The following is a 17,736-nucleotide window of genomic DNA, read 5'->3' as shown; positions in this document are numbered from 1 at the left end:
CAGCCCTCCCACCCGACTCCTCACCTCACTCCAACACGATCAACAAATCCCCACCCTCGACCTGCTGCACCCCGCGCACGGCCAACCGCTTCACCCGCCCCGCCTTGGGCGCGGTGATCGCCGCCTCCATCTTCATCGCCTCGATCGTGGCGATCGTCTGACCGGCCTCGACCGCGTCGTCCTCGGCCACGCTCGGCGTGACCACACCGGCGAACGGCGCCGCGACGTGCCCCGGGTTCCCCCGGTCCGCCTTCTCCGCCACCGGCACCTCGGCCGCGATCGACCGGTCGCGCACCTGGATCGGCCGCAGCTGCCCGTTCAACGTGGCCATGACCGTCCGGATGCCGCGCTCGTCCGCCTCGCCGATCGCTTCCAACCCGATCAGCAGCCGCACCCCGGGCTCCAGGTCGACCTGGTACTCCTCCCCCGGCTTCAACCCGTAGAAGAAGTCCTTGCTCCCGAGCACGCTCGTGTCGCCGTACGCGTCCCGGTGCGCCAGGAACTCCCGCGTGGGCGCCGGGAACAACAACCGGTTCAACGTGGTGCGCCGGTCGTCCTCCAGCCCCTTCACGTCCTCGTCGGTCAGCTCCGCGACGCCCTTGGGCGCGGCCCGCCCCTGCAGCGCCTTGCTCCGAAACGGCTCCGGCCAGCCGCCGGGCGGGTCGCCCAGCTCGCCGTGCAGGAACCCGATCACCGACGCCGGGATGTCGTACCGACCGGGGTCCGCCTCGAACTCCGACGGCGACACACCTGCTCCGACCAGGTGCAACGCCAGGTCGCCCACGACCTTGGACGACGGCGTCACCTTCACCAGCCGCCCGAGCATCCGGTCGGCCGCCGCGTACATGGACTCGATCTCCTCGAACTTCTGCCCGAGCCCGAGCGCGACCGCCTGGGTGCGCAGGTTCGACAGCTGCCCGCCGGGGATCTCGTGCGAGTAGACCCGGCCCGTCGGCCCCGGGATGCCCGACTCGAACGGCGCGTAGACCTTCCGCACCGACTCCCAGTACGGCTCCAGGTCGCACACGGCCCGCAGGTCGAGCCCGGTCGCCCGGTCCGTGTAGTCCGTGGCCGCCACGATCGCCGACAGCGGCGGCTGCGAGGTCGTGCCCGCCATCGACGCCACCGCGCCGTCCACCGCATCCACACCGGACTGGATGGCCGCCAGGTAGGTCGCCAGCTGCCCGCCCGCCGTGTCGTGCGTGTGCAGGTGGACCGGCAGGTCGAACTCCTTGCGCAACGCCGTCACCAGCCGCGCCGCCGCCGGGGGCCGCAGCAGGCCCGCCATGTCCTTGATCGCCAGCACGTGCGCGCCCGCGCCGACGATCTGCTCGGCCAGCTTCAGGTAGTAGTCGAGCGTGTAGATCCGCTCGTCCGGGTTCGACAGGTCCGAGGTGTAGCAGAGGCAGACCTCCGCCACCGCCGACCCGGTCTCCCGCACCGCCTCGATCGCCGGGCGCATCTGCTCGACGTCGTTCAGCGCGTCGAAGATCCGGAAGATGTCGATCCCGGTCTTCGTCGCCTCCTCGACGAACGCGCTGGTCACGGCCTCCGGGTACGGCGTGTAGCCGACCGTGTTCCGGCCGCGCAGCAGCATCTGGAGCGTGATGTTCGGCACCGCTTCCCGCAGCGCCGCCAGCCGCTCCCACGGGTCCTCGGCCAGGAACCTCAGCGCCACGTCGTAGGTGGCCCCGCCCCACGCCTCCAGCGACAGCAGCTGGGGCGTCATCCGCGCCACGTGCGGCGCCACGGCCAGCAGGTCCCGCGTGCGCACCCGGGTGGCCAGCAGCGACTGGTGCGCGTCGCGGAACGTGGTGTCGGTGACGGCCAGCGCCTTGCTCTCCCGCAGCCATCGGGCGAAGCCCTCCGGGCCCAGCTCGACCAGCCGCTGCCTCGACCCGGCCGGCGGCTCGGCGTTGAGGTCGACCGCGGGCAGCTTGACCCTCGGGTCCACAACGGACGGACGGGGGCCGTTCGGCTTGTTGACCGTCACGTCGGCCAGGTAGGTGAGCATCCGGGTGCCGCGGTCGGCCGAGTGCCGGGCGGTCAGCAGGTGCGGGCGCTTCTCGATGAACGACGTGGTGACGCGGCCCTCGTAGAAGTCCTCGTCGTCCAGCACCGCCTGGATGAACGGGATGTTCGTCGACACGCCCCGGATGCGGAACTCCGCCACCGCGCGCCGCGCCCGCGCGACCGCCGCGGAGAACGTCCGGCCGCGGCAGGTCAGCTTGACCAGCATCGAGTCGAAGTGCGCGCCGATGACCGTGCCCGCGCCGGTCGTGCCGCCGTCCAGCCGGATGCCCGAGCCGCCCGGCGAGCGGTAGGCGCTGATCATCCCGGTGTCCGGGCGGAACCCGTTGGCCGGGTCCTCGGTCGTGATGCGGCACTGGAGGGCCGCGCCGCGCAGCTGCACGGTCTCCTGGCTCAGGCCCAGGTCGTCCAGCGTCTCGCCGCTCGCGATCCGCATCTGCGACTGCACCAGGTCGACGTCGGTGACCTCTTCGGTGACCGTGTGCTCGACCTGGATGCGGGGGTTCATCTCGATGAAGACGTAGTTGCCGTGCGGGTCGAGCAGGAACTCGACCGTGCCGGCGTTGCGGTAGCCGATGTGCCGGGCGAACCGGACCGCGTCGGCGCAGATCCGGCCGCGCAGCTCCGGGTCTAGGTTCGGCGCGGGCGCGATCTCGATGACCTTCTGGTGGCGGCGCTGCACCGAGCAGTCGCGCTCGAACAGGTGCATCACGTTGCCCTCGCCGTCGGCGAGGATCTGCACCTCGATGTGCCTCGGCTCGACCACAGCCTGTTCGAGGAACACCGTCGGGTCGCCGAAGGCCGATTCCGCCTCGCGGGACGCGGCTTCCAGGGACTCCCGCAGCGCGGCGGGCTCCTCGACCCGCCTCATGCCGCGCCCGCCACCGCCCGCGACGGCCTTCACGAACACCGGGAACGAGATGTCCTCGGCCGCCCGCACCAGGGCGTCGATGTCGCTGGAGGGCGCGCTGGACTTCAGCACCGGCAGCCCGGCCTCGCGGGCCGCGGCGATGGCGCGCGCCTTGTTGCCGGTCAGTTCGAGCACGTCCGAGGGCGGGCCGACGAACGTGATGCCCGCCTCGGCGCAGGCCCTGGCCAGCTCGGGGTTCTCGGACAGGAAGCCGTAGCCGGGGTAGACCGCGTCGACGCCCGCCTTGCGGGCCGCCTTGATGATCTCCTCGACGGACAGGTAGGCGCGGACCGGGTGGCCGGGCTCACCGATCTCGTACGACTCGTCGGCCTTCAGCCGGTGCAGGGAGTTGCGGTCCTCGTGGGGGAAGACGGCAACCGTGCCGGCGCCCAGTTCGTAGGCGGCGCGAAAGGCCCGGATCGCGATCTCGCCGCGGTTGGCGACAAGAACCTTGCGGAACATGCGGCGTTCCCTCCCGGTTACTCGGCGGGTACCGCCCCAGCGCGGGCGGGACTCGATGAATCAAGGCACGTTACCGCGCGCTTCCCGCCCCTCGGGAGTTCCATCTCACGTGACGGACGTCATCGTGATCGGTCACCCTCCCGGTCAGGACGATCGCGACCTGGGACCATGCCCCGGGATTCTCCCTTGCGCCGGGGCCGCGCGCAGCCCCCGACGGTCGGGATCGGTTGACGAGCGCTCACCCCGCCCCGCCGACCACCCCACCGACCACCTCCGCCCCGCACACTGGATCACCACCCCGTCACGGTGCGTTCGCCACATCGGGTGACTGCCGGGCGCGACTTCTCGGTAGGGTTGGGCCATGGCCGGGGCTGAAGGGACTGGGCAGCCTGCTGCCCGCACTCATTTCGACGTCGTTCTGCGCGGGTACAACCAGCGTCAGGTGAACGAGCGGGTGACGCGACTCGAGTTCGACCTCAAGAACTCGAACAGAGCCCGCGACGCGTCGTCGGCCCAGGTCGCGGAGCTGAGCAAGCTGCTCGGGTCCACCCGCGCCGAGCTGGACAAGGTCAAGTCGCAGCTGGGCAAGCTGGCCGCCAGCCCGGCCAGCGCGTCCAACGTCACCGAGCGCGTGCGGGTGATGATGACGTTGGCCGAGGAGGAGATCGCCGACATCCGCAAGGCCGCGCTGGACGAGGCGAACGCCACCCGGTCGGAGGCCGAGCGGGCCGCGGCCGAGGGCAAGGCGGCGCACCAGCGCGCGATGGGCGAGGTGGAGGAGCGGCGGCGCCAGCTCGAAGCGGCCCACCAGCAGCGGACCCAGGAGCTGGAGCGGCAGCACGAGGAGCGCCGGGGCGAGCTGGAGCGGTCGTTCGAGGAGCAGCGGACGAAGCTGGCGGGCGAGCACGAGGCGCTGCTGGCCGAGACCCGCGCCGACCGCGAGAGGCTGACCGCGGACTTCGAGGCGAAGACCGCGGAGCTGGAGGCGAAGCGCGTCGAGCTGGAGCAGAAGTACAAGGGCTACCACGACGACCTCGACAAGGAGTACGACGAGCTGCGCACCACGCTCCGCAAGGAGCACGAGGTGCACGTGGTCGAGGCCAAGGCCGAGGCCGTGAAGCTCCTCGAAGCCGCCCGCGCCGAGACCGCCGAGCTGGAAGCCGACGCCCTGGCCAAGGCCACGAAGGCGATCGCCGACGCCGAAGCCCAGGCCGCGAAGACCGTCACCGACGCGGACGCCCACGCCGAGAAGACGATCACCGAGGCCGACGCCCACGCCAAGAAGACCATCACCGAAGCCGACGCCCACGCCGACCGCCGCACCACCGCGGCCGACGCGAAGCTGGCCGAACTGCACCGCGTGCAGCGCGCCCTGAGCGAGCAGTTCGCCGCCGCCCAGGAGGCGGTGTCCCGAGCGGTCGCCAGCCTCACCCCGCTGCCCGAGGAAGCCACCGCCCCCGAGGCCCCGCAGACCACCGAGGCCGAACCCGCCAAGGCCGAGCCCACCAAGGCCGAACCCGCCGACGACGCCGACCCGTCCGAGCAGCCGACCACCCAGCTGCCCGTCCCCAAGTCGGGCAAGCAACCCAAGCGGTAGTCAACAGCGCTACTGCTCGGGCAGCTGATCGGCCGGCACGACCTCGGCCTGCTCCGGCACGGTGATCTGAACCGGCTCACCCCACCCGCGGAACCGGGTGGTGGACTGCTTCACCACCTCGCCGTCCAGCTCGAACCGGTACCCGGCCTGCACCGGCGCGCTCGTGTCGTCCACCCACACCGTCGCCGAGATCTTCACCCCGTACTCGGCCAGCTGGGTGTGCTGCAGCTGGATGTCCTGGTCCTCGATGACCTTGGCCATCTTCAGCGCGTCCACCACCAGGTCGAACCGGGTCGTCGGCACGCCGTCCAGCTGCTCGGCCGCCTTGCCGACGATCAACGCCGCCCGCGGCTGCAAGTAGTCCAGCTCCGCGCCGACCGTGGCGCTCGGCCCGAACCCGCGCAGCAGCGCCGACACCTCGCCGCCGCTCGCCGCCGGGTAGTAACCCCACTTCTTCCCCTCGGGCATCGGCGCGCCCTCGACCTGCACGTACGTGCCGTCGCGGACCAGCACCAGCGCGATCTTCTTCGGCTCGCCGCCGGTCGACACGGCCATCGTCATCGACCCGGTCACCCCGCCGGCGTCCTGCCGCACCGCGCCGTCCACCACGTTGCGGACCTCGGTGGCCTGCCCGTCGGAGGCGAACCCCTCGGTGTGGAACGTCGCCGTCTTCAGCTCGGCGCGCCGCTGCTCGATGCGCTCGGCGAGCACCGCCAGGTCGCCCTTGGGCAGCGACGACGACGTGGTCGGGGCCGGATCACCGGGCGCCGACGTGCAGGCGACCAGCGCCAGCGGGACCAGGACGAACAGGAATCGGCGCACGAACCAGAATAACCGCCCCTCACCCCGCCCTACCCGCCTCACCCCACCCCCACACCCCACCCCACCCACCGTCAAGCCTTCTCCAGGTACTCCGCCCGCTCCTCGTCCAACAACCCCGCCACCAACCCCGCCAACCCCGGGTGCGCGGTCAGCTCCGGATCCGCCTCCACGACCTCCTGCGCCACCACCCGCGCCTCGGCGATCACGTCCTCGTCCCGCAGCAGCGACAGCATCTTCAACCCCGACCGCGTCCCCGACTGGGCCGCGCCCAGGACGTCGCCCTCGCGCCGCAGCTCCAGGTCCAGCTGCGCCAGCTCGAACCCGTCCAGAGTGGACTCCACGGCCCGCAGCCGCTCCATCGTGGACGTGCCGTCCGGCATCTCCGTCACCAGCAGGCACAGCCCCGGCGCGCTGCCCCGCCCGACGCGTCCGCGCAGCTGGTGCAGCTGGCTCACGCCGAACCGGTCCGCGTCCATGATCACCATGACGGTGGCGTTGGGCACGTTCACCCCGACCTCGACCACGGTCGTCGCGACCAGCACCTGCACCTCGTTCGCGGCGAACGCCCGCATCACGGCGTCCTTGTCCTCCGGCGCCATCCGCCCGTGCAGGATGTCGATCCGCAACCCGCGCAGCGGCCCTTCGGCCAACCGGTTCGCCACGTCCACCACCGACAACGGCGGCCGGCGGTCCGACCCGTCCTCCTTCGGCGGCTCGGCCCCGCCCTCCGCCTCACCCTCGCCGTCGCCGATCCGCGGGCACACCACGTACACCTGGTGCCCCTTGCCGACCTCCTCGCGGATGCGCTGCCAGGCCCGGTCCAGCCACCCCGGCTTCGACGCCACCGGCACCACGGACGTGCTGATCGGCGAACGCCCGCGCGGCAGCTCGCGCAGCGCGGACACCTCCAGGTCGCCGTACACCGTCATCGCCACCGTGCGCGGGATGGGCGTGGCCGTCATCACCAGCACGTGCGGCGTCGACCCGCCCGCCCGGCCGCTCAGCGCGGCCCGCTGCTCGACGCCGAACCGGTGCTGCTCGTCCACCACGACCAGCCCCAGGTCGGCGAACTCCACCTTGTCCTGGATCAGCGCGTGCGTGCCGACCACGATCCCGGCCTCGCCGGACACGATCTCCAGCAGCGACCGCTTGCGCGCCGCCGCGGCCATCGACCCGGTCAGCAGCGCGACCCGCGTCGCGTGTTCCGCGCCACCCAGCTCACCGGCCTGCCCGAGGTCGCCCAGCAGCTCGCGCAGCGACCGCGCGTGCTGGGCCGCCAGCACCTCGGTCGGCGCGAGCATCGCCGCCTGCCGCCCGGCGTCCACGACCTGCAGCATCGCCCGCAGCGCGACCATCGTCTTCCCGGACCCGACCTCGCCCTGGAGCAGCCGGTTCATCGGGTGCTCGCCGGCCAGGTCGCGGGCGATCTGCTCGCCCACCTCCCGCTGCCCGGCGGTCAGCTCGAACGGCAGGCGCGCGTCGAACGCGTCACCCACCAACCCCGGCCTGGGCGGGCACGCGGGCGCCGGGCGGGCCGTGGCCGAGCGGCGGCGCTGCGCCAGCGTCAGCTGCACCGCCATCGCCTCGTCCCACTTCAGCCGCTGCTGCGCGACGGTGATCGCGGCCCAGCCGTCCGGCCGGTGGATGTCCCGCAGCGCCTTCTCCAGCCCGACCAGCCCCCGCGCGGCGCGCAGCGGCTCCGGCAGCGGGTCCTCGGACACCCCGTCCCACACCGCCAGGACCTGCTCGACGCAGTTGGCCACGTTCCACGACTGGATGCCCTGCGCCGCCGGGTAGACCGGGATGAACGCGCCGGCGAACTGCTCCGCCGCGCCCTCGCCGCCGTCGAGCACCTGGTAGTCGGGGTGGGCGAGCTGGAGCTTGCCGTTGAAGACGCCGACCTTGCCCGCGAACATCGCCTCGCGCCCCGGCAGCAGCTCCCGCTCGACCTTGCGCGAGCCGCGCCCGAAGAACACCAGGTGCAGGTCGCTGGTGCCGTCGGTGATCACGGCCTCCAGCAGCTCACCGCTGCGCGACTTCATCCGCCGCTGCCGCGCGCTCTTCACCCGCGCCTGCACGGTGACGTGCTCGCCCAGCTCCAGCCCGGCGATCTCGGTCAGCTTGCCGCGCTCGTCGTAGCGGCGCGGGTAGTGCCGCAGCAGCTCGCCGACGGTGGTCAGGCCGAGCCCGGCCTCCAGCGCGTCGGCGCTCTTCTTGCCGAGCACCGGCACCAGCTTCTCGTCGAAGGTCGTCATCCCGGCCCATCCACCTACTCGACACCGACAACCAGCAGCGCGCCGGGCTGCCCGCCCTGGTAGGCGGCCAGCTCCACCTCGGGGTGCGCGACCCGCAGGTGATCTTCCAGCACCCGCTCCACCCCGTCCGGGGCGGCCTGCCCCAGCAGCACCGTCACCAGCTCCCCGCCGCTGGCGAGCATCCGGTCGACCAGTCGGCAGGCCAGCCCGCCGACGTCGGCCGCGCCCGGTTCGATCAGCACGACCTCGCCGTCCACCATGCCGAGCAGGTCGCCGGGGCGGCACCGGCCGACCCAGGTGATCGCCTCCCGGTCCGACACCGCCACCTCGCCGCGCCTGGTCGCCGCCGCGGCCTCGGCCATGGCGACCACGTCGTCGCCGGCCCGGCGGGACGGCGAGTGCACGGCCAGCGCCGCCAGCGCCTGCACCGGCGAGAACGTCGGCACGACCACGACGTCCTGACCCGCCGCGACGGCCTGCGCGACGGCGTCGTCGAGCGGTTCGCGCCAGGTCGGGCTGCCGGGCAGCACGGTCACCTGCCGCGCCCGCGTGCCCACCACCAGGGCCAGCAGGTCGGCCGCCGTCACCCCGGCGCCCGGTTCGAGCACCACCGCGCCCTCGGACCGGAACAGCTCGGCCACGCCCCCGCCCTCGACCAGCACGACGATCGCCCGGTCGCGGACGAACCGGGGCGCCTGGGCGGCGATCTGGTCGGCGAACCTGGCCACCGTGATCCGGTGCGGCCGGCCCGCCCGGATGCCCGCCTCGACGGCCGCGCCGATGTCGTTGCAGTGCACGTGCACGGTCCACAGGCCCGCGCCGTCGCCGACCACCGACACGCAGTCGCCGACGCCCAGCAGCTCGTCCCTCAGCACCTCGACGTCCGGCGAGCCGTCCCGGTCGGGCGTCCCGTCCAGCAGGTACATGACCTCGTACTCGAACTCGGGCGACCCGTCCTCGCGCGCCGTCGTCAACGCCTCGCGCGGCACCGGCACGACCACCGGCTCGTCCCGCACGGCCCGCCCGGTGATCACCGAGGCCAGCGCGTCCAGCAGCACGACCAGCCCGCGCCCGCCCGCGTCCACCACACCGGCCCGCGCCAGCACGGCCAGCTGCCGCGGCGTGTTCGCCAGCGCCTCGGCCCCGGCCTTCGCCGCGACCGTCACCACCTCGTCCAGGTCGTCGGACGCGCAGTCCCGCGCCGCCTCGGCCGCCGCGCGCAGCACCGACAGCACGGTCCCCGGCACCGGCGTGGAGACGGCGGCGGTGGCCAGCTCGTCGGCCCGCCACAGCGCCTTGCGCAACGACGCGCCGGACGCCGTCGACGCGCCCTGAGCGGCCTCGGCCAGGCCCCGGAGCACCTGCGACAGGATCACCCCGGAGTTGCCGCGCGCCCCGGCCAGCGCGCCGCGGGCGAGCGCCGCCAACGCCGACCCGACGCCGTCCACGGGTGTCCGCAGCAGGGCGTCCAGCGCCGAGCGCATGGTCTGGAGCAGGTTCGTGCCGGTGTCGCCGTCGGGCACGGGGAACACGTTGATGCGGTCCAGGTCCTCCCGGTTGGCGTCCAGGGACCGCACACAGGCGTCCGCCCACTGGCGGACCGCGACCGCATCGAGAGCCTGCATGGCGGCGAGGGTATTCGAGCCCGGTTTGGTGGCTGAACGGCCCACCGGCTACCCTGTCCAGGTTGCCATGCCCGGCTGAGGCTTGTGCACGCTTGCGCGCCCGCCGGGGCGTGAGTACCGCTGAAGAAACCTTAAGGAGTGGCTGACGTGGCTGCCGTGTGCGACGTCTGTGGCAAGGGGCCGGGCTTCGGCAAGTCGGTCTCGCACTCCCACCGGCGCACCAACCGCCGGTGGAACCCGAACATTCAGACCGTGCGCGCGAAGGTCTCGTCTTCGACGCGGCAGCGGCTGAACGTGTGCACCTCGTGCCTGAAGGCGGGCAAGGTGGTGCGCGGCTGACGACCCGCGCCCGAGTTGTCGGAAGGCCCCTGGGAACCTCGGTTCCCAGGGGCCTTTTGGCGTGGTTCACGAACTGGCGTGGTTCACGAACGGGTGCTCAGGGCAGCTTCCAGTCGATCGGCTCGGCGCCCTGCCCCACCAGCAGCTCGTTGGCCTTGCTGAACGGCCGGGAGCCGAAGAAGCCGCCCGCCGCCGACAGCGGGCTCGGGTGGACCGACTCGACGCAGCGGTCCGCGCCGAGCAGCGGCTTGAGGGCGCGAGCCTGGCTGCCCCACAGGATCGCGACCAGCGGCGCGTCCCGCTCGGCCAGCGCCTTGATCGCCTGCTCGGTGACCGGCTCCCAGCCCTTGTTGCGGTGGGAGTTGGACTTGCCGGGCTGGACCGTCAGCGCCCGGTTGAGCAGCAGCACGCCGCGCTCGGCCCACGGCGTCAGGTCGCCGCTGGTCGGCTTGGGGTGGCCCAGGTCGGTCGTGTACTCCTGGTAGATGTTGACCAGGCTCTTCGGGATGGGCCGGGTCTCCGGCGACACCGAGAAGCTGAGGCCGACCGCGTGCCCCGGCGTCGGGTACGGGTCCTGGCCGACGATCAGCACGCGCACGTCGTGGAACGGCTGCTGGAACGCCCGCAGCACGTTCTCCCCCGCCGGCAGGTAGGTGCGCCCGGCGGCGACCTCCGCCCGCAGGAACTCGCCCATCGCGGCGATGCGATCGGCAACGGGCGCGAGTGCCGCGGCCCAGCCGGCTTCCATGATCTCCTCAAGCGGACGTCCCACGGCGGGACCCTATCTCAGTCCAGCCGGCGCAGTCCCTTGCGGTACTGGGCGATGTTCTCCACGTACCGGTCCACCGCGAACTGCCACGCGCCGTCCGGCACGACGTGCCCCTCGCGCACCTTCGCGGGCACCCCGAGCGCCATCGACCGCGCCGGCACGTGACCCTCGAACGACACCACCGCGCCCGCGCCGACGATCGACCCGGTCTCCACCACGGCGCCGTTGAGCACCACCGACCCCGAGGCGATCAGGCACCGGTCGGCGATCGTCGCGCCCTCGATGTGGGCGTTGTGGCCGATCACGCACTCCGCGCCGATCAGCGTGGGGTGGACCTCGGTGCAGTGCACCACCGTGCCGTCCTGGACCGACGTCCGCGCGCCGACCTCGATCCGGCCGAAGTCGCCGCGCAGCACCGCCTGCGGCCACACGGACGCGTGCGCGCCGATCCGGACGTCGCCGATCACCGTGGCGTCCGGGTGCACGTAGGCGTCCGGGTGGATCACCGGTTCGAAGTCGCCCAACGCGTAGATCGCCATCCGCGGTCCTCCGTGCCCCTCACAGGTCCTTCGCGAAGCAAAGGCTTTCCGGATGATGCCGGTAGACGCCGAAGTTGTCGATGCGCTCGTACCCGTTGGCCCGGTAGAGGCCGATCGCCTCGGGCTGGCGCAAGCCGGTCTCCAGCACCATGCGCCGGCGCCCCACCGCGCGGGCCGCCTCTTCCAGCGCCGACAGCACCGCCCGCGCCAGGCCGCGCCCCCGCGCGGCGTCCACCACGTACATCCGCTTGATCTCGGCGTCGCCGGGTCGCAGCGAGTCCTGCTCCTCGTCGTGGGCGCGCCACCCGCCGCAGGCCACCGGGGCGTCGTCGAGGTAGCCGACCGCGAAGTGGCCCAGGGGCGCGGCGAACTGCGCCGGGTCGACCGGCGTGATGTCGGCGTCGCCGTAGCGGTCCACGTAGACCTGCTGGAGCTCGGCGATCAGCTTCGCCGAGTCTGGATGGTCATACGCGAGCGTGAATAGTTCCACAGCCGCCCAGGCTACCTACCGCCAGTGCTCCCAGCCAGGGGGTTTCTCGTAGGCCCGGCCGTCCACGGTGACGCCGCTGCCGTGCCGGACCGTGCCGATGGTGCGCCACCCCTCGGGCACCGCCGCCGGCTCGGGGAACGTCGCCGCGAGCGCGTGGTCCTCGCCACCGGTCAGCGCCCAGTGCCTGGCGTCCGCGCCGAGCGCCGCCGCCACGTCGATCAGCCGCGGGTGCACCTCCAGCAGCTCGGTGCGGATGTCGATGCCGATGCCGGACTCGTCGGCGATGTGCCCCAGGTCGGCCAGCAGGCCGTCCGAGACGTCGATCATCGCGGTCGCGCCCGCCGCGGCGGCCTGCGGTCCGGCGGCGTAAGGGGGTTCGGGGTTCCGCTGCGCCCCGACGACCGCGACCGGCGACCGGAACCCGCGCTGCAGCACGGCCAGCCCGCCCGCCGCCCAGCCGAGCCGCCCGCACACCGCCACGACATCACCCACTTGGGCCCCGGAGCGGGTGACGGGCTCCAACCCGCCCATGTCGCCCATCGCCGTAACGGAGATCACCAGGGTCGCGGACGACACCATGTCGCCGCCCACGACGCCCGCGCCGGCGACCGTCGCCTCCTGCCACAGGCCGGCCGTGATGCCCTCGATCACGGCGGACGGCGTGTCCGCCGGGCAGGCCAGGCCGATCAGCAGCGCGGTCGGCATCGCGCCCATGGCAACGACATCGGCCAGGTTGACGGCCGCCGCCTTGCGGCCGACCTGCTCGGGGGACGACCAGTCGAGTCTGAAGTGGACACCTTCGACGAGCACGTCGGTGGACACCACCACGCGGCCGTCGGGCGCCGCGACCACAGCCGCGTCGTCACCCGGCCCGAGCAGGGTGGTGGGCGGCTGCGTCCGACCTGCCGTCACCCGGCGGATGAGACCGAACTCACCCACTTCAGCGACCGTGTCCGCGTTCCGCGGCGGCTCCGGACGCAAGATTGCCTCCCGTTCTGAGCATTCGGAACCCCAACTGGGGTACGTTGCTGTGCACGTTCCTACCCCGACCTAACCTGTCGCGACGAAGGGGCACGCCGTGGTGCACGCATACATCCTCATCCAGACCGAGGTCGGGAAGGCAGCCGCCGTTGCGGCGGAGATCTCCGGCATCCCCGGTGTGGCCACCGCGGAGGACGTCACCGGTCCGTACGACGTCATCGTCCGCGCCGAGGCCGACACCGTCGACCAGCTGGGACAGCTCGTGGTCGCCCGCATCCAGAACGTGAAGGGCATCACGCGAACGCTGACCTGCCCGGTGGTCCACCTGTAGCGCCGTGCTGTCATAGCGGGGTGGCACAGGAACCGGAACCCGCGTCGCTGCTCCCCCGTCCGCTGCTCGCCGTCGCCCTCGGGCTGCCGGCGCTGCTGGCGGCGGGCGTGGCGGCCGTGGGCCTCTTCCTCGGCGCGGGCGGCAAGGAGGACCCGGCCGAGGCGTCCGCCGCCCACACCGGGCCGCTGGCGCTGGTGCCGGTGCCCGCGCCGCGGGCCGGGTCGGACGAGTGCGGGGCGCTGCTGAGCGGGCTGCCGATGCAGCTCGTGTCCAACGGCGTCACGCTGCCGCGCCGCGAGCTGGCCGCGCCCGCCCCGGCGGGCACGCTGGCGTGGGGTGACGCGAAGCACGAGCCCGTCGTGCTGCGGTGCGGGTTGGACCGGCCCGGCGACCTCACGCCGACGTCCTCGCTGCGGGTGATCTCCGACGTGCAGTGGCTGGAGGTGGCCGAGGGCGGCGCGGCCACCTGGTACGTGGTCGACCGACCGGTGTACGTGGCGCTGACCGTGCCGTCGGACGCGGGCACGGGGCCCCTGCAGGACATCTCGACCACCGTCCGAGACACCCTCGCCAAGGGCCCCGTGAACACCAGGGGCTAGGTCGGCGGGGCCGGGTCAGCGCAGGCCGGTGCCGCGGGCGAGGGCGGTCTCGACCAGCGTGGTCAGCAGTGCCGGGTAGTCGACGCCCGTCTCGGCCCACATCCGCGGGTACATCGAGATCGGCGTGAAGCCGGGCATGGTGTTGACCTCGTTGACGACCAGCTCGTCGTAGTCGGTGACGAAGAAGTCGACCCGGGCCAGGCCCTGGCAGTCCAGCGCGCGGAACGCGGTGACGGCCATCTCGCGCAGGTCGCGCGTGACGTGCTCGTCCAGCTTGGCCGGGATGTCGAACTCGCAGACGTCGTCCAGGTACTTGGCGTCGAAGTCGTACCAGTCGACCTCGCCGCCGACGATGCGCAGCTCGGCGGGCAGCGACGCCTCGACCCGGCCGTCCGGGAACTCCAGCACGCCGCACTCGACCTCGCGGCCGACGACCGCGCCCTCGATGATCACCTTCGGGTCGGTCTTGCGGGCCAGCGCGATCGCGCTGCCCAGGTGCGCCCAGTCCACGACCTTCGAGATGCCGACGGACGACCCGGCGCGGGCGGGCTTGACGAACACCGGCAGCCCCAGCCGCTCCCGGTCGGCCTCGGACAGCGTCTCCTGGTCGCGGCGCAGCACCGCGAACTCGCCGACCGGCAGGCCCGCGCCCTTGAGCAGGCGCTTGGTGAACTCCTTGTCCATGGCGACCGCGCTGGCGAGCACGCCCGGTCCCACGTACGGGATGTCGGCCAGCTCCAGCAGGCCCTGGATCGTGCCGTCCTCGCCCCACGCGCCGTGCAGCACGGGGAAGACGACCTCCACCTCGGCCAGCACGTCGGTCGGCGCGACCGGCACCAGTTCCGACCCGGAGACCGGGACCAGCGAGTCGACCGTCGGCAGCCGGCGGTCGCGCACCTCCAGCGCCCTGGTGTCGTCGGCGCCGATCACCCACCCGCCGGTCTCGGTGATGCCCACCGGCACGACCTCGAACCGGTCCCGGTCCAGGTGCGGGAGAACGCTGCCGGCGGACAGGCAGGAGACCATGTGCTCGCTGCTGCGCCCGCCGAACACCACGGCGACCTTGGTCTTGCGCTGTGTCATGTCTCGGACCCTACCCGGATGGCCTAACCCACCCCGACCACCCGACTCTCGCGAGAGTCCTACCTTCCCGCCGCGCGAGTCCTACGTTCCCGACCACCGTGTCCTACGTTCAGGACCCCCGAGTTCAACGCTCAGGACGGGTGGCCGCGCGGAGGACGCCGATCAGGTCGGGGATGGCGGCCGTCAGCTGGTCGCGGGAGCAGGCGCTGTAGCCGATCGCGGCGCCGTGCACCTTCGGCCGGCCGGCGTGGTGGCGGCCCAGGCCGTCCAGCCGCAGGCCGCGGTCGTGCGCCTCGGCCAGCACGTCCCGCTCCGCCTGGGACGACGGCAGCGGCACGACGATGTGCGCGCCGGCGTCGTCGCCCAGCACGGGGATGCCGGCCTCGCCGAACGCCGCCGACAGCAGCGCCCGGCGCTCGGACAGCTCGCGCCGCAGCTTGCGAAGGTGCCGCCCGAGGTCGCCGTTGCGGGCCAGCTCGACCAGCACCCGCTGCCCCGCCGCGGACGGGCTGGTGCCGGTCCGGTCCCGGTGCGCCAGCACCTCCGCGGCGATCGGCTCGGGCGCGACCATCCACCCCGCGCCCAACGTCGGCGTGAGGATCTTGCTGGTGGTGCCCAGGTGCACCACCACGTCCGGCGCCAACGCCGCCAGCAGCGGCAGCGGCGCCACGTCGTACCGCAGCTCGCCGTCGTAGTCGTCCTCGACGACCAGCCACCCCTCCGCCCGCGCCCGCTCCACCAGCGCCACCCGCCGCGCCGCCGACATCCGCCCGCCCATCGGGTACTGGTGCGCGGGCGAGCAGTACACGCCGCGCACCCCCGCCGGCACGCCCTCCACCAACAATCCCTCGGCGTCCACGGGCGCCTGCACGACCCGCACCCCCGCGGACCGCAGCGCCCACACCGCCCGCTGGTACCCCGGCTCCTCCACCGCGACCACGTCACCCGGCCGCAGCACGGCCGACCCCAGCTCCACCAGCGCCGCCGTGGTCCCACCAGTCGCCAGCACCAGCTCCTCGCGCAACCCGCCGCGCACCGCCAGCCCCCGGTGCCGCAGCAGGTGCTCCGCCACCACCGCCCGGTACTCCGGCAGCCCACCCCGGGCGGGCCGGAACAGCGGCTGCACGTCCGCCGCCGCGCGCCAGGCCCGCCGCCACGCCGCCCGGTCCAACCCCTCCGCCCACGGCGCGCCGGGCGCGAGGTCCACCACGTCCGCCGGCGCGGGCGGCGCCGCCGCGCGCCGCGTCCGCGCCTTCAGCGCACCGGGCGGCGTGGTCGTCACGTACGTCCCGGACCCGTGCCGCCCGGCGATCCAGCCCTCGGCGTGCAGCTGCTCGTATGCTGCTGCCGTCACGGTCCGGCTCACGCCGAGCCGTTCGGCCAGCGCCCGGGTCGAGGGCAGCCGGTCACCGCTGCGCAGCCGCCCGTCGGCCGCCGCCGCGCGCAGGGCGTCCGCGAGCTGCACGGCCAGCGGCTCGGCCGAGTCGCGGTCCAGCACCACCGCCAACGCCGTCTCCGCCAAAGTGGCCTCCTCAAATCACCAGGAAATGGCACTTGAAGAAGGCCACTTTACCGGAAAGGCTGGTGGCATGACGTTGTCACCGACGGACCGCAGCACCATCAAGCGAGGCCGCAAGCGCGCCGTGACCGAACGCGGAGCACTGCACGCGGTCCTCGACGCCGCCCTCGTCTGCCACCTGGCCGTCGTCGTGGACGGCGCGCCGCTCGTGCTGCCCACCGGCTACGGCCGCGACGGCGACACGCTCTACCTGCACGGCTCGACCGGCGCCCGCAGCCTGCGCGAGGCGGCGACCGGCGTGCCGGTGTGCGTCGGCGTCACGATCCTGGACGGCGTCGTCTACGCCCGCTCGGTGTTCGACAACTCGATGAACTACCGCGCCGCCGTCATCCACGGCACGGCCGTCCCGGTCACCGACCCCGACGCCAAGCTGCACGGCCTGCGCGTGCTCACCGAACACCTCGCGCCCGGCTCGTGGGACTACGCCCGCCCGCCGACGGCGAAGGAGGTGGCCGCGACCTCCCTGCTGGCGCTCGACCTCGCCGAGGCGTCGGTGAAGATCCGCAGCGGCCCGCCCGACGACGAGCCCGAGGACGTCGCCGCCAACGAGCGGTGGGCGGGCGTGCTGCCGCTGCGCACGGTCTGGGACGCGCCCGTGCCGGACCCGGAGCTGGTCGGCGACTGGGACGTGCCGCCGCACGTCACCGCACGGACGTAGTGCCCGACAGCGGGTCGAACCGGACCGGCCGCACGGTGCGCCCGCCGTCGCGGTAGACGTGGATCGTGACGGCGGGGTCGACGCCGTCGTTGCGCACCTGGTGCGCGTACGACGGGCCGAACACCCGCGACTGCCCGGCCACCAGGTGGTGCAGCACCTGGGTCGGCCCCGGCGTGACGACCTCGGTCAGCGAGCCGCTGACCACGGTGAACGCGCCGCTGGTCGCGCCGTGGTCGTGCAGGTCGGCGTGCTGGCCGGGCAACCAGCTCATCAGCCACACCTCCTGCTCCGGCGTCTTGTCGACCAGCGCGGCGAAGCGGGTCTCGGGGTCGTAGCGGAGCAGGTGGGCCCAGCGCTCGCGCCGTGCCGCCGTGTCGAGCGCGATCCGCACGGGGTGCAGCGCGGCGTGCGACTGGGGCAGGGCGATGGTGTTCTCCGGAACGGCGAACATGGTTCCTTCTCGGTGCTCGGTGAGTGGCGAGCCTCACGGGCTCGCGGGACGCGAGACGATCACCGGGGGAGACAGAGCGCGCTGGCGACCAGGCGGAGGTCGATGTGACCCCGCCCGTCGATCATGGCGCGGAAGGACATGGGGACGAGGGTGGCAGCACAGCCGCCACCGCGCAACCCGTCCCAACCGGTGAACCCGACCGGTGAACCAGAGTG

At 73.2% G+C, this 17,736-nt stretch carries 16 protein-coding genes; 5 read left to right on the top strand and 11 right to left on the bottom strand.

Annotated elements, in window-relative coordinates; genetic code table 11:
• Positions 1–25: 25 nt before the first annotated feature.
• Positions 26–3,403 (bottom strand): pyruvate carboxylase, encoded by a 3,378-nt coding sequence (locus tag AB0F89_RS14185; RefSeq protein WP_367136265.1) that lies wholly within the window; start codon positions 3,401–3,403, stop codon positions 26–28.
• Between the two features lie 454 nt (positions 3,404–3,857).
• On the opposite strand from AB0F89_RS14185, the gene AB0F89_RS14180 reads away from it, so the two are divergent.
• Positions 3,858–5,000 (top strand): hypothetical protein, encoded by a 1,143-nt coding sequence (locus tag AB0F89_RS14180; protein ID WP_367136263.1) that lies wholly within the window; start codon positions 3,858–3,860, stop codon positions 4,998–5,000.
• Positions 5,001–5,009: 9 nt separating this feature from the next.
• Here the strand turns inward: AB0F89_RS14180 and AB0F89_RS14175 are convergent, their stop codons facing one another.
• From AB0F89_RS14175 to AB0F89_RS14165, 3 genes are all read right to left on the bottom strand, one after another.
• Positions 5,010–5,822 (bottom strand): hypothetical protein, encoded by an 813-nt coding sequence (locus AB0F89_RS14175; RefSeq protein ID WP_367136261.1) that lies wholly within the window; start codon positions 5,820–5,822, stop codon positions 5,010–5,012.
• A 71-nt stretch (positions 5,823–5,893) separates the two neighbouring features.
• Positions 5,894–8,077, bottom strand: coding sequence for an ATP-dependent DNA helicase RecG (gene recG / locus AB0F89_RS14170; RefSeq protein WP_367136259.1), 2,184 nt, complete (start codon positions 8,075–8,077; stop codon positions 5,894–5,896).
• A 14-nt stretch (positions 8,078–8,091) separates the two neighbouring features.
• Entirely contained in the window at positions 8,092–9,702 is a 1,611-nt protein-coding gene (locus AB0F89_RS14165) for a DAK2 domain-containing protein (protein WP_367136257.1), read from the bottom strand.
• A 147-nt stretch (positions 9,703–9,849) separates the two neighbouring features.
• Here AB0F89_RS14165 and rpmB point away from each other — a divergent pair, with 147 nt between their 5' ends.
• On the top strand, positions 9,850–10,041 hold the full coding sequence (gene rpmB, locus AB0F89_RS14160; RefSeq protein WP_073891577.1) for a 50S ribosomal protein L28: 192 nt from the start codon (positions 9,850–9,852) through the stop codon (positions 10,039–10,041).
• 97 nt (positions 10,042–10,138) lie between these two features.
• On the opposite strand, the gene AB0F89_RS14155 is transcribed toward rpmB, so the two are convergent.
• Genes AB0F89_RS14155 through AB0F89_RS14140 form a run of 4 tightly spaced genes read right to left on the bottom strand, consistent with a single transcriptional unit; the run spans position 10,139 to position 12,820 of the window.
• Positions 10,139–10,813 carry a uracil-DNA glycosylase gene (locus tag AB0F89_RS14155; protein WP_367136255.1) on the bottom strand — a complete coding sequence of 225 codons (675 nt, stop codon included), beginning with the start codon at positions 10,811–10,813 and terminating at the stop codon, positions 10,139–10,141.
• 14 nt (positions 10,814–10,827) lie between these two features.
• A complete protein-coding gene (locus tag AB0F89_RS14150; RefSeq protein ID WP_367136253.1) occupies positions 10,828–11,349 on the bottom strand; it encodes a gamma carbonic anhydrase family protein in 522 nt (173 codons plus the stop codon).
• Positions 11,350–11,368: 19 nt separating this feature from the next.
• The gene (locus tag AB0F89_RS14145) at positions 11,369–11,839 is read right to left on the bottom strand and encodes a GNAT family N-acetyltransferase (RefSeq protein ID WP_367136251.1); all 471 of its coding nucleotides are present in this window, start codon (positions 11,837–11,839) and stop codon (positions 11,369–11,371) included.
• Between the two features lie 15 nt (positions 11,840–11,854).
• Positions 11,855–12,820 (bottom strand): thiamine-phosphate kinase, encoded by a 966-nt coding sequence (locus AB0F89_RS14140; RefSeq protein WP_367136249.1) that lies wholly within the window; start codon positions 12,818–12,820, stop codon positions 11,855–11,857.
• A gap of 97 nt (positions 12,821–12,917) precedes the next feature.
• Here AB0F89_RS14140 and AB0F89_RS14135 point away from each other — a divergent pair, with 97 nt between their 5' ends.
• Both AB0F89_RS14135 and AB0F89_RS14130 read left to right on the top strand, forming a co-directional pair.
• A complete protein-coding gene (locus AB0F89_RS14135; protein WP_367136247.1) occupies positions 12,918–13,151 on the top strand; it encodes an Lrp/AsnC family transcriptional regulator in 234 nt (77 codons plus the stop codon).
• Positions 13,152–13,171: 20 nt separating this feature from the next.
• Positions 13,172–13,750 (top strand): DUF3515 domain-containing protein, encoded by a 579-nt coding sequence (locus AB0F89_RS14130; RefSeq protein ID WP_367136245.1) that lies wholly within the window; start codon positions 13,172–13,174, stop codon positions 13,748–13,750.
• A 15-nt stretch (positions 13,751–13,765) separates the two neighbouring features.
• On the opposite strand, the gene AB0F89_RS14125 is transcribed toward AB0F89_RS14130, so the two are convergent.
• Positions 13,766–14,833: a D-alanine--D-alanine ligase family protein gene (locus tag AB0F89_RS14125; protein ID WP_367136243.1), complete on the bottom strand. Its 1,068-nt coding sequence runs from the start codon at positions 14,831–14,833 to the stop codon at positions 13,766–13,768.
• A gap of 124 nt (positions 14,834–14,957) precedes the next feature.
• Positions 14,958–16,355: a PLP-dependent aminotransferase family protein gene (locus AB0F89_RS14120; RefSeq protein WP_367136241.1), complete on the bottom strand. Its 1,398-nt coding sequence runs from the start codon at positions 16,353–16,355 to the stop codon at positions 14,958–14,960.
• Positions 16,356–16,422: 67 nt separating this feature from the next.
• Here AB0F89_RS14120 and AB0F89_RS14115 point away from each other — a divergent pair, with 67 nt between their 5' ends.
• On the top strand, positions 16,423–17,070 hold the full coding sequence (locus AB0F89_RS14115; RefSeq protein WP_367136239.1) for a pyridoxamine 5'-phosphate oxidase family protein: 648 nt from the start codon (positions 16,423–16,425) through the stop codon (positions 17,068–17,070).
• On the opposite strand, the gene AB0F89_RS14110 is transcribed toward AB0F89_RS14115, so the two are convergent.
• Entirely contained in the window at positions 17,054–17,521 is a 468-nt protein-coding gene (locus AB0F89_RS14110; protein WP_367136237.1) for a cysteine dioxygenase family protein, read from the bottom strand. The two genes, AB0F89_RS14115 and AB0F89_RS14110, sit on opposite strands and share 17 nt — an antisense overlap.
• Positions 17,522–17,736: the final 215 nt, after the last annotated feature.

It is taken from the genome of Saccharothrix sp. HUAS TT1 (assembly GCF_040744945.1).
GTDB lineage: Bacteria > Actinomycetota > Actinomycetes > Mycobacteriales > Pseudonocardiaceae > Actinosynnema.
The sequence above is the reverse complement of the archived record's forward strand: the minus strand, read 5'-3'. Positions and strand labels throughout refer to the sequence as shown.